We start from the raw sequence: 13,010 nt of genomic DNA, 5'->3' as shown, positions 1-13,010 counted from the left end.
CTCTAAAGGAATCTTTAAAAGATGAAAAAATTATTTAGTATCTTTGTGCTGGCATTAATGCTGCCACTAGCTGCTTGTGCAAAAGACTACCAAGAAGGCAAACACTACACCGTGGTTGGCGAAACGTTAACGGCAAAACCAGAAGTGCGTGAATTCTTCTCTTTCTACTGCCCGCACTGTTTGAGCTTCGAACCGTTCATGAAAGATTTGGCTAAATCATTGCCAGAAGGTGCTACTTTCGAAAAGAACCACGTTGACTTTATGCGTGCAGCAAGCCCGCAAGTACAATTTGAAATCACCAAGTCAATGATTGTGGCACAACAATTACCACAAGAAGAAACCTTGATTGCGGCGATTTTTGATGCGATTCAAAAACAACGCAAGCCGTTAGCATCACAAGCTGAATTGCGTGAACTGTTTACCAAGCAAGGTGTTGATGGTGAGCAATTTGATAAGCTAATGAAAAGTTTTGGCGTGAATTCAAAAGCCAAGCATATGAAAAAGCTGCAAGAACAGTACACCAAAAACGGTGCACTTACCGGTGTTCCAACCATTATCGTTAATGGTAAATACCGAGTGAATGCCAGCGAGCTAGATCGTGGCGACTTCCTAAACGATTATAAGAACATCGTTTTGTATCTTCTGACATTGAAGTCATAAGATTGATTCACTAATAAAAAAGGCTCTTAAAGGAGCCTTTTTTATTGCCTTGATATCACTACCCGAATGGCAATTAACCTCGAAATTCTTTCTTCGTAATACCGCGCTATTAATACCATGTTAGTAATAACGTTTGTTGGCCAACTCCTGTTGATAACGACGATATAACCTCAGGCTCAATAAGGTGGCAATGATGCTGAGTACTATGCTGGCACCGATTTGCCAAAATGACATCAGTTGCACACCGCTGCCTGCCAACGCAAAAATCGCCATTTGCGGAAAGTACCCTAAGTAAGAGGCGCCAATAAAACGTCCAGCATGAATATGGGCAATGCCAGCACTAAGGTTGAGTAAAAAGTTATTACCGGCGGGTATCAAACGAATAATAAAGGTTTTTTCAAAGGTATCGCGACTGAGAAAATTGTTGACCAAGGCCACTTTATCGCTAAACCTTGCTCGTATTTTTTCAGCAATAATAAAACGCGCAAAACTGTAGGTAAGAGCACAGCCAATGGCGGCGGCAAAGGTCGCAATTAAGGTGCCGTATACAAAACCAAAGGCATAGCCTGCGGCGAATGCAGCGACTTGTCTTGGCAGGCTAACAGCTATCGCCAAGGCAACCACGGCGATAAAATAGAACACGCCCTGCGCGCCTTGATTACGTATCGTGGTATCGACCCACTGTTGATTGAAATGGTCAAACACGCCGAGCACATGAAAACTGCCAGCTAGAGCTGCACTGATCAGCAAAAAGATCAGTATCAGTTTGATCAGTGCCTTGTGACGTTGATAAAAATGACTCACAGCTCACACCATGACCTGCGTTTACCACCGGCATAGGAATAACCATGGCCGGCGTTAATCAGCAGTTCAGCTAAGTTGTGGCCATCGACGTAGACATCAGCCAATAAGCGAAAGTATTTACCGCGTTGTATATTACGTAATTCCACTTTGTTGCTGTTTTCCAATAGCTGTGACGTAAATTGCTTTGCAAGTTTGGCTTTTTGTTTTTCAGCCGCACATTTTGCTCTTAATTCTGGGGTATCAACGCCTTTGACGCGAACTGGCGTATTTTCACCAATCACACTGGGCCAATTGTCGATATTAACGCGAAAGGTGTCACCATCGTAAACGCTGGCAACCACCACCGAGGTAATGCTGCCATAATCTTTGCCAAAAGCACTGACACAGAACAAGCCGAAAACTAGGGCGCAGAGAGTGTTTAATTGCATGACTGGCGGTTATTTATCTGGGCAAATAATGACTTTTTTTGCCTCAATAAATTGTTGGCGCTTATTATTGGCGACATAACTTAAGCTGCCTTCAATCAGTAATTGTTGACCAAGCACGGACTTATTATAAAAATAATCCGCGGCTTTACCCCACAAATGCACCAAACGCTCAATGCGTTGGCCATTAAAGTGATGATCTGACTCAACAAAGCCTGGTTCATTAATGCTTACGCTAAATTCTGCCAAGGTGGCATTGTTCTCGGTTTTTACCAATTTTACTTCGCTGGCTAAGGTAGCATTACAAATGATTTGGTTTATACCATTGTGCACGCCGTGGCCAAGTAGCGATAACGACTCAACTTGCACAAAGTCTTTTTCTCGTTTGCTGCTGGTCGCCAGTGCGCCGTGAATTAACACCAACTGACCTTTACCCGCATAAAGGAACTGGTCTTCAACATGTTGGCCTTCAAAGTGACAGGCATGATAACTGGTCCAGTCTTTATAACTGTTGGTTTTCTTATCAAACCAAGAGTGATTGGTGGCAATCACAAATTCGGCAACCGGCACCACGGGATTAGCACGATAGCGAATTTCTGGCTTGGCAACCAAATTACCGGCCAAAATAATATGGCATTGTTGTTTTTGTTCAACTTTTTTGTTGATTGGGCGTAGAGTTTCAGACATAAAAGTGTAGCGTTTGTAAAGATACCTCATCATATTCGAATTGCTGTGATTCGCCAACCATTTCAAAGTTATTGAGTGTTATCTATGTGCAGAAATAAGGCCCAATGTGATTGGGCCTTTAGTGATCGTTCGATGAGGTGCGTAAAATTACCGGCTAAGCAACGGGTAGGATTTCCAAACCACTGCCTGCGCGACAGTCATAGATATCGGCGATTAGATCAAATTGTGCGTGATAGTGTTGCTCAATGGCACGTTTCACGGTCGCGACATCTTCAGCCCGACATAAACAGACAACCGCACCACCAAAACCGCCTCCGGTCATGCGCACAGCCGCTTTATCGGCAAGTGCACCCTTGATGATATCGACAATGCCATCGGTAGCTGCAACGGTTACTTCAAAATCATTGCGCAACGACTCATGGGATGCCTGCATTAAATCACCGAGCTTTTCTAAGTCATTGCTGGCTAGCGCATCAATGGCGCTAATAACGCGCTGGTTTTCGGTAATTACATGGCGGGCACGACGATATTCATCATCTGTTAAAGCGGTTTTAAATTGTTGCAAAATATCCAGATTTGCATCACGAAGCGATTTGATATTCATCTTTTGCGCTGCACTTTCACAATCTATGCGTCGTTGGTTGTATTCGCTATCTACTAACTTACGCGGGTAGTTGGAATTGATAATGACCAAGTTTAGATCGTCTGGAATACGCACAGACTGAGTTGATAAATCGCGACAATCAATTTTTAGGGCACAGCCCGGTTCGCCTTTGGCGGAGATCATCTGATCCATGATGCCGCATTGACAATCCATAAAGTCATTTTCAGCTTGTTGACCAAGTAGAGCAATATCTTCGGTGCTTAAATTTAATTTAGCCGTGTCATTAAACATACCACCAATAGCCACTTCCAGTGCTGCAGATGATGATAAGCCACTGCCTTGTGGCACATCAGAGTCAATCAAAACATCAACACCGCTCAGTTGATGGCCTTGGCGTTTTAATACAAAAGCCATGGCTCTAATATAATTGCCCCATTGTGAATCGCCTTGGCTGATGTCTGCAGAGACATCAAACCTGTCATGTTCGCCTGGATATTGGGTTGAATGCACGGTCACCAAAGTATCGTTACGCTTGCGATACAATACTTTGGTACAAAATTCCAGTGAGCAAGGTAAGACAAACCCTTCACTGTAATCAGTATGCTCACCGATAATATTGACTCTTCCTGGTGCTGAGGATAACGCTTGTGCGGGTGCTTGATATATTTCTTCAAACAGCACCGATAATGATTGCGTCATGATTACACTCCTTGTTTATAGTGCATGCTTGCAGCAGCATTAAGTATGTCTGCAGCTTTTTCTGCGGTAAGATCGCGTTGACTTTCTGCCAACATCTCGTAGCCAACCATATGCTTTTTCACCGTTGCTGAACGCAATAATGGCGGGTAAAAATGCGCATGCAGTCGCCAATGGCTGTCATCATCAAGATCACTCGGTGCACCATGCCAACCCATAGAATACGGGAAACTGCAATTAAATACATTGTCGTATTTTGTGGTGAGTACTTTTAAAGCATCAGCCAATGCGTCTTTTTGCGCTTGATTGAGCTGCCCCATATGGCGAACGTCATCCCGGGCAAGCAATAATGTTTCAAAAGGCCATGCCGCCCAATAAGGAACCACAACAAGCCAATGTTCATTGCAAAATACAACGCGTTCATTTTGTTCTATTTCATAGTCAACGTAATCGCCGAGCAAATTTGTTGAATTTTGCTGTTGGTAGTGGCGCAGGTTTTGTTCTTCTACAGCGATCTCTGAAGACAAGTGGTTGTGTGCCCATATTTGTCCATGTGGATGAGGCTGTGAACAACCCATGACCTCGCCTTTGTTTTCAAAGATGTGCACACATCGATACGTTTGTGATAGTTCAACAAAGTTTTGTTGCCAGGTTTCAATGACTTGTGAAATGTCAGAGGTAGATAGCTCCGGTAATGTTTTATTATGATCCGCGGAAAAGCAGATCACTCGACATTCGCCCGTTGCGACATCAGCCTCGATGAAATTATTTGCTGATTGTTCGACGCGATTGTCATTGTCACTCACTAGAGCGCCAAAATCGTTCACAAAAACAAAGGTGCTATCATAATCTGGGTTAACAACGTCATTAGCTCGCTGATTACCAGGACAAAGAGGGCACGCCTCATCGTAAACGGGTAGTTGCAGATCAGTGCTGTTTTCTGTGGCACCTGACCATGGACGATTGTTACGGTGCGGTGATACCAACACCCAATCTCCAGTTAATGGGTTCTTACGTCTGTGGGTAAATTCTAATTGACTCATACTGTTGTGCTCTTGTTACAGTCCTTGAGGGTAGTTTTGCTGCCAACGCCAGGTATCGCGTGTCATATCGTTAATGGTTAATTTGGTTTGCCAGCCAAGTTTGGCCTTGGCTAAATTAGCATCAGCATAATTACAGGCTATATCGCCTTGTCTGCGAGGGGCCATCTGAAAGGGAATTTGCTGACCGGATGCCTTGGAAAATGCAGCGATGATTTCCAGCACAGAGTATCCTTGTCCTGTACCCAAATTATAGGCTAAAAAGCCTGAATCTTGTTGGTGATTAGTAAATGCCGCAACATGACCTTCCGCCAAATCCATAACATGAATGTAATCTCGCACACCGGTACCATCATTGGTGTCATAATCGTCACCAAAAACACTGACTTTGTCGCGCTTACCAACCGCGGTTTGTGCGATGTAAGGCATTAAGTTGTTTGGGATGCCGTTAGGGCTTTCCCCTAAAAGACCACTAGAGTGTGCGCCAACGGGATTAAAATAGCGCAAGCTAATCGCCAGTTGCTGCGAGTCTGATTGACAGTTATCCGCGAGTATTTGCTCGACCATAACTTTGCTCCAGCCGTATGGGTTAGTGGCCGAGATAGGATGCTGTTCATCAATCGGTAAATACTGCGGTTCACCATATACGGTTGCAGAAGAACTGAAAATAATGCGCGTAACATCATTGTTATACATTGCGTCGAGCAGGGTAACCGTGCCGCAGACATTATTTTCATAATAACGACGTGGTTGCTGGCAAGATTCACCTACCGCTTTAAGCGCTGCAAAATGAAATACTGCGTCGAATGACTGTTGTTTAAAGATCTGTTCGAGTTGATGTTGATCACGAATATCACCTTCAATGAAGCTGAACGTTTGACCACAAATTTTGTGCAACTGTTGTAATACATTGATGCTTGAGTTGCTGAGATTATCAAGGATGACTGGCGTTATACCGGCATTGTGCAACGCGATACATGTGTGACTGCCAATGTAACCTAGACCACCGGTAACAAGAACTTTCATATTGTTATTCTAATTATTACAAGACCTTTATTTGTATGATAAATATTATTAAAGGCTTGTGCAAGAAGATTTATGACAATTTAATGATAATTGTCGTAGCTCTTTGTTTCTTAGTTATAAAAATTGCCTAAGCTAAGCGAAAAAATCAGTAGAATCGCGCTTGTTTTAAAAATACCTATATATAGGTGGTTAATTGCCTCACTAAATGGTTGCTATTTAAGGCCATAGTTACTTATTATATGATTAAAATACAGATAGCAGACATTAACCTAATCTTTTGAGGGAAACATGGCACAAAAACACAATCTAACCTATCAGTTAACCCATGATTTAGGTAAAGCAATTGTTACCGGACAATACAAGCCTGGAGACGGTTTACCGACGGAAGCTGAACTTTGTGAGCAATTTGATGTTTCTCGCAGCGCGACACGTGAAGCGGTAAAAATGCTATCAGCAAAAGGCTTAATTGCATCAAGACCTAAAAAGGGTATTCATGTTCTCTCTGAAACCAACTGGAACATGTTTGATCCAGATGTATTGGAATGGATATTAAGCAGTAACCCATCTTTGCAATTACTGAAATCGTTTACCGAAGTTCGTGCGGCTATTGAACCGCAAGCTGCAGCTCTGGCATCGACGAATGCCACGTTTGAACAGTTGGAAATGATTGAAAAAGCGCTTGAAAGAATGAAAGCAGCGGAGCAAGGCTTAGATGATATCTTAGATTCTGATATTGAGTTTCATACCTCTGTTTTGCGTGCCAGTGGTAACCCATTTATCGTCCAGCTTACCGACTTTATTGCGACCGCGTTAAAAGTAAGTATTCGTTATACTAATGCCGCCAAAGGTGAATCCGGTGACGTTGAAAAACACGCTTATATATTGGACACCATTAAATCGAGAAATCCGGTTAAAGCACACGATGCGGTGAAAGAGATTCTTGATGAGTCATTAGCCTTGATAGAGAAAAACCTAAACTAAAGCGTTTTTGCCCAGCTGTTCGATAGTCAAGTTTCTATCGAACAGCATCTTCTGAGCTTTTGTTAATACTGCCCATCCAGCACATCCATAGTGCGCAGTGTTGACGATGTATTGGCCTTTATTATTGGTTTAAACCAATAACTATAACAATAGTCGATATCGATATAATCATATTAAATATGATTATATATATGAACGTCCTTGAAAACCAAATTGCCGCTATAAATCCACCTAGACCTTTAAAAATAGAGCTTTCGCTTGTTTCGGTGATATTTCATTAAACACAATACTTTCTTATTTATAATATATGTAACATAAATGTTGATTCGTATTTAACCCTATGTTAACGTTTTGGTTAATGGTTGTTCTCTCTGTTACTTATGCGTTGATAAGTAATCTTCGAGATAACGATGTTTAACGATAACAATAACAATCAAAAAATAACAAGTGACACTTGAAGTATTCAAGGGCGGGGAAACAATGAGAAAGTCCAAAATAAGCTTAGCCTTGCTTGCAGCTATGGCGATTCAGGCGCCAATTACTTCTTATGCGTTTGCAGAAGAAGAGACAGCACCGGAAGCGCAAACAGCAAAAGAAAAAGCTGAAGCGAAAGAACAAGCTATTAAAGAAGACGAAATCGAAGTCATTACTGTTGGTGGTATGCGATCGAGTGAAGTTGCAGCCATCAATATGAAAAAGTTTGCCGATACCATCTCAGATAACTTATCTGCAGAAGAAGTTGGTGCCTTACCTGATCAAAGTATCGCCGAATCTCTTGAGCGACTAACCGGTGTAACAGGTAACCAAGACAATGGTCGAAGCAATACTATCTCTGTGCGTGGTATGGGTGGTGCGTACACTCTGACTACCTTAAACGATCGTGAAATTGTCAGTTCATTTGGTTCTCGTTCGGTCAACTTAAGCTTATTCCCGTCAGCAAGTATTCGAAAGGCGCAAGTTTATAAAACGGCTCGAGCCGACGCTCTAGAAGGTGGTATTTCTGGTCATGTAAACATGGAAACCTTCAAGCCACTGGAAGTCAATCGTAATATCAGAACACTCTCTGGAACGATCAACACCAATGATTTGCACGATGATTTAACCAGCAATGAAGATCACAGTTTATTAAAAGAGCTTACCGACAGTGATAAATATGGTCGTCATTTCAGTGGCCTAATAAGCCAGCATTTAAATGATAACCTAGCGGTATCTGTTGGTGGTTCATATCGTGATGATACGCGTTTTATCGAAGGCATTAAAAATGCGGCAGTATTACAGAATTTAGGTTGGACAACGGACTGGAACGGTGATGGTGTTAATGATGAAATTGCTAACCCAGCATCAACCCTAAGTTCAAAAATTTTTGATGAAAAACAAACGGCGGTATTTGGTGCGTTGCAATACGCTCCGAATGATGACCTGCTTATTAGCATCGATTACTTAACGTCTAAGTATGAATATGAAATGGATCAAGCGGTTATGAGTCACTGGGGTTTGACCAGTGGTATCTCTCATGTTGATCCTGCTCTTGCCGATATTAACCCAGATAATCACTATGTTATGAGTGGTATCTCAAGTGTAAATAGCATTGGTAAGTGGGAAACCAACGCCTTAAACGAAGATGAAACGGAAGTGTTCGGTGTTAACGTTAAATACGATATCACTGACGATTTGCGTATTAATTTTGATATTGCTAAATCAACAGCTGATCGCGTCTGGGGATGGCGCACCGGTAATGGTAAATACGGTGCCAATATGAACCATTACCTCGAGTGGGATCATTATAATGATGAATATGGTTTCTCTTATTTAGGCAGCGATACTGATGGCAGTGCCTTTAACCCAGAAACCTATGAGTTAGATCGCAGTAAATTAACCCAAGAACTAAACAATCCAGACTTATTTACTTTTGAGAAGCTAACCAATGGTCACAATACCATGGATAGTGAAGTAAAAGCGGTCAAGTTTGATATCATCATGGATACCGATTTTGGTATTGTTCACCAGCTTAAATTCGGTGCACGTTATTCTGAGAATACTAAAGACTTTAAAGATGACGGAGAAGTTTATGAAGCCAAAAACTCTCGCAAATCGAAAGATGGTCAAGACTGGATTTCCGATGAAGATTGGGCCAATACTTGGGCACAAATCAGTGATGTCGACTTCCATGCGCTAAATACCTCGTTAACCAATAACCCATATCAAAAACTTGATAAGATTAATGGTTATGATGAGTTTTTCTATTTCAACCCTAAAGATATCTTGAACGCAAAATCGAGTTTGTTCCCAGAAAGATACTTAGATGATGCTGATAAGTTGTCTAGTTATGAAATCGAAGAAAACACAACGGCTGTTTATGTGCAAGCTAGCTTCGCTGGTGACTGGTATGACGGTATCATTGGTGTTCGTTACTTTGAAACAGAATTGGAATCATCAAGTTGGCAAAGTCCGTTTTACCTAACCCCTGTTGATGAGAATTTAAACGAATTTGAACTAATCATCGGTGACCTAGAATGGGCAACCGAAAAGCATGATTATAGTGAAGTGTTACCGACATTAAACGTTAACTTACGCCTTATCGATGACGTTGTCATTCGTATAGGTGCAGGTAAAGCGGTCATTAAACCGAGCCTTGGTGAGATAAACTCAAGTGTCGATCTGAAAGACAATAACTTTGATGAAAACGCACCAGCTGATAGTAAACCTCTAGGTAAAGCCGGTAACCCTTATCTGGATCCTATTGTTTCGACTCAGGGTGATATATCGATTGAATACTACCCAACCAAGTGGGATTACTACTCTCTAGCAGGTTTCTACAAAGATCTTGACGGTATTTATGAGCAAGGCGCGACCTATATTCCAGCGGAAGGTGTTACCGATGCCGATGGTAACCCACTTGCTTTACCTGTAACCTCTGAGGTGAAGGCTGATGGTGGCCATGTTTATGGTGTCGAATTTTCATTCCGTCAAAACTTGGGCAAATTCACCGATTACTTGAAAGGCTTTGCACTATCAGGTAACTACATGGACTTCTATCACGATGCGCACCAAGATTACAACAATCGTTCGCCTGGTGATACACCGTTAAGTCGACCTACGGAAATTTACTATCAACCTGTTGGTTGGATCGATAGTACCTACAATATCGCCCTGACCTATGACTATGGTAAAAGCTTCTCAGCGCGTTTGAACTTTAATCAACAAGAGTATCAAGCGACCAGAGATGGTCAGAACTACGCCGTAAGTTGGCCAAGTGAAAACTTAAGTCTGAACATCAAGTACAGAGTAAACAAATATGTGCAGTTCTTTGCCCAAGGTGCAAACTTGCTAGACGAAACGACCACAAAGGGCAACCTTTCAAACGATAAGGTCGGTGTGGCGCATAAAGATTTCATCTGGGAACAACAGCATCGCGGTGTCACCTATTATGCAGGTGTGCGCTTAAATTTCTAATCTCCCTCGCCGCTTAACCTGCGTATCATGTTAAGCGGCAAATTATATAGAAAAGATTGATAACGCTGCATACATGGCCTATCAATCTTTTTTTTTAGTTTTGCATAAACCTTAGGATTTCACACAATGATGCACACTCTTGTTAAATGGCCTCTGTGGGTAATTTGTATAACCTTTACCATGCTTTCATCACTGAGCGCCTGCAACGACACAGCCATTGCTCAGGTTGAACCAGAAGCGCCTCGAACTCGCATAAATATTGATTTTGACTGGCAATTCAAACTGGGCGATGACGCCGCAGCGAAACATGCGGCATTTGATGACAATGATTGGCGAACGCTTAATTTACCTCATGATTGGAGCATTGAGGGCGAATACGACCAAGAAAATCCAGCAGGCATCGCTGGAGGATTCCTACCGACGGGAACGGGCTGGTACCGTAAGCATATTAGCTATCAACCAAATTGGCATAATAAACATGTATTCATCGAATTTGATGGTGTTTATATGAATTCTGAGGTGTGGGTTAATGGCAAATTGGTAGGTAAACGTCCCTACGGTTATATCAGTTTCAGTTACGACATCACCGAGCACCTGCATCAAGGTAATAATGTGATCGCTGTTCGTGTAGATAACAGCAGAGCGCCTAGTGGTCGTTGGTATACCGGTTCAGGTATATACCGTCATGTTTGGTTAACGACGACGAACAAGCAACATATCCCATACAGTGGCACGTTCGTGCGAGCCGACAAGGTCAATGAACAGCAGGCCGATGTGAAAATTCGTACGGAAATTGCCAATTTAGATAAACGTGATGCTCAATTAACGCTACGCAATCAAGTGATTGACCAGCAGGGTAACGTAGTTGAGCAGGTGCAAACTGAGGTGCAAATCATTGCCGGGCAAATAGAGCCGGTTGAACAACAACTGTTGCTCAACAAGCCACAGCTTTGGTCTCCAGATTCGCCTTATCTTTACACCATCAAAAGTGTACTACAGCAAGGTGACACCATCATCGACCACTACCAAACGACAACCGGTTTTCGTTCACTCGAATTCAGTGCCGAAAAAGGTTTCTTACTTAATGGCCATGAGACAATATTAAAGGGCATAAGTATGCACCATGATGCCGGTCCTGTTGGTGCTGCGGTACCTGACGATGTATTGCGCAGACGTATGCAAACATTAAAAGATATGGGCGTTAATGCCATTCGAACCACGCATAATCCATTTGCTCCTGAGTTTTACCAAATGGCTGATGAAATGGGCTTTATGTTGATGAATGAAGCGTTTGATGGCTGGTGGGATGCAAAGGCTAAATATGATTACGGCTTGTACTTTGAGCAGTGGTGGCAACGCGATCTCACCGACTTTATGCGTCGTGATCGTAATCACCCGAGTGTCATTATGTGGAGCGTTGGCAACGAAGTGCCAAACTACACTCCTGAGCAGCAAAAAACGCTGGTTGAATTTGCCTTAACATTGGATGATACCCGTCCGGTAACTCAAGGTCGTGGTTACGCAGGAGGCTATTTAACCATCGCTGGCTTTAATGGTCATGGCGAATTCAAAGGCGCAATAGAGAAGTTTCATAAGAAAAATCCTGATACGCCAGTGATTGGTACGGAAATGACGCATACCATACACACTCGCGGTATTTATCGTAGTAAAACCAGCTACCGAGTTAGAGATTTTCCTGCGCCATGGGAAGTACGCTCTACAGCGGGTCCGAAAAAGATCTGGCAAAATATCAAAAACAAAGTCTATGACATCCCTGATTTAACCGAACAAGAAGTATTTCCGGGTATTGATGGTGCATATGGTTCGTCGTTTGATAACTCTGTTGTACGAATGCCTATTCGTGAGGAAATTAAAATCGCTCGCGATCTGCCGTACATGCTAGGCACTTTCCGTTGGACAGCCTTTGATTACTTAGGTGAATCGTTCGGCTGGCCAGCAAGAACGGCGAACTTCGGTGTACTTGATTTAGCCGGCTTTGCCAAAGGTCCTTATTATCTTTACCAGAGCCAGTGGAGTAAAGAGCCAATGGTGCATCTCGATCCACATTGGAGCCACCATGGTAAAGAAGGAATGCAAATTCCTGTGGTTGTCTACACCAATCTACCGTCTGCCGAACTGTTTTTAAACGGCAAATCTTTAGGTGAGAAAGCGATGACAGATGACATGCAATTGGTTTGGCTTGTGCCATATCAACCTGGTGAGTTAACTGTCCACGCTAAGAAAAATGGCAAAACAGTGGTGACAAAATCAGTGCATACGGCGCAGCAAGCCTATTCGGTAGCAATTACTGCGGATAAAACCCAGATCAACGCCAATCAAACCGATGTGGTTCACCTGACTCTGGATGTCGTTGATAAAAATGGCCATATGGTCCCGGAAGCCAATAATCGCCTTTATATTGATGTATCCGGACCGGGTAAGCTGATTGGTGTTGAAAATGGCGATATTCTCGATCTTGAGCCGCATAAAGTTGCTAATCGTAAGGCGTTTATGGGCAAAGCTCTGGCGTTGCTGCAAGCGACGGATACAGCAGGGCCTATTACGGTCACTATTAAAGGTGAGGGACTCGCACCGACATCACTGCTTATTAACGCGCAGTAATAATCTGGAGCA

At 42.7% G+C, this 13,010-nt stretch carries 10 protein-coding genes; 4 read left to right on the top strand and 6 right to left on the bottom strand.

What is annotated here, in order from left to right:
• The first annotated feature begins 21 nt into the window (after positions 1–21).
• Positions 22–660: a thiol:disulfide interchange protein DsbA/DsbL gene (locus tag E2K93_RS07670; protein WP_135438535.1), complete on the top strand. Its 639-nt coding sequence runs from the start codon at positions 22–24 to the stop codon at positions 658–660.
• Positions 661–780: 120 nt separating this feature from the next.
• Here E2K93_RS07670 and E2K93_RS07665 read toward each other — a convergent pair whose 3' ends face one another.
• The 6 genes from E2K93_RS07665 to galE all read right to left on the bottom strand — a co-directional run bounded on the left by E2K93_RS07665 (position 781) and on the right by galE (position 5,942).
• Positions 781–1,464, bottom strand: coding sequence for a TVP38/TMEM64 family protein (locus E2K93_RS07665; RefSeq protein ID WP_135438534.1), 684 nt, complete (start codon positions 1,462–1,464; stop codon positions 781–783).
• Complete coding sequence (locus tag E2K93_RS07660) at positions 1,461–1,892, bottom strand: thermonuclease family protein (RefSeq protein WP_135438533.1); 432 nt, start codon at positions 1,890–1,892, stop codon at positions 1,461–1,463. The genes E2K93_RS07665 and E2K93_RS07660 overlap by 4 nt, the downstream gene beginning before the upstream one ends.
• Positions 1,893–1,901: 9 nt before the next feature.
• Positions 1,902–2,576 carry a single-stranded DNA-binding protein gene (locus E2K93_RS07655; RefSeq protein WP_189637888.1) on the bottom strand — a complete coding sequence of 225 codons (675 nt, stop codon included), beginning with the start codon at positions 2,574–2,576 and terminating at the stop codon, positions 1,902–1,904.
• Positions 2,577–2,730: 154 nt separating this feature from the next.
• Positions 2,731–3,879, bottom strand: a complete 1,149-nt coding sequence (galK, locus tag E2K93_RS07650; RefSeq protein WP_135438531.1) for a galactokinase — start codon at positions 3,877–3,879, stop codon at positions 2,731–2,733.
• 2 nt (positions 3,880–3,881) lie between these two features.
• Positions 3,882–4,919, bottom strand: coding sequence for a UDP-glucose--hexose-1-phosphate uridylyltransferase (locus tag E2K93_RS07645; protein WP_135438530.1), 1,038 nt, complete (start codon positions 4,917–4,919; stop codon positions 3,882–3,884).
• A 15-nt stretch (positions 4,920–4,934) separates the two neighbouring features.
• A complete protein-coding gene (galE, locus tag E2K93_RS07640) occupies positions 4,935–5,942 on the bottom strand; it encodes a UDP-glucose 4-epimerase GalE (RefSeq protein WP_135438529.1) in 1,008 nt (335 codons plus the stop codon).
• A gap of 288 nt (positions 5,943–6,230) precedes the next feature.
• Between galE and E2K93_RS07635 the strand changes: the two genes are divergently transcribed.
• The 3 genes from E2K93_RS07635 (at position 6,231) to E2K93_RS07625 (ending at position 12,998) form a co-directional block, all read left to right on the top strand.
• Positions 6,231–6,923, top strand: a complete 693-nt coding sequence (locus tag E2K93_RS07635) for a FadR/GntR family transcriptional regulator (RefSeq protein WP_135438528.1) — start codon at positions 6,231–6,233, stop codon at positions 6,921–6,923.
• Between the two features lie 480 nt (positions 6,924–7,403).
• A complete protein-coding gene (locus tag E2K93_RS07630) occupies positions 7,404–10,376 on the top strand; it encodes a TonB-dependent receptor (protein ID WP_135438527.1) in 2,973 nt (990 codons plus the stop codon).
• Positions 10,377–10,502: 126 nt separating this feature from the next.
• Entirely contained in the window at positions 10,503–12,998 is a 2,496-nt protein-coding gene (locus E2K93_RS07625; RefSeq protein ID WP_135438526.1) for a sugar-binding domain-containing protein, read from the top strand.
• The last annotated feature ends 12 nt before the right edge of the window (positions 12,999–13,010 follow it).

This window comes from Thalassotalea sp. HSM 43 (assembly GCF_004752005.1).
Classification (GTDB): domain Bacteria; phylum Pseudomonadota; class Gammaproteobacteria; order Enterobacterales; family Alteromonadaceae; genus Thalassotalea_A.
This window is presented reverse-complemented; position numbering and strand designations above follow the sequence as displayed.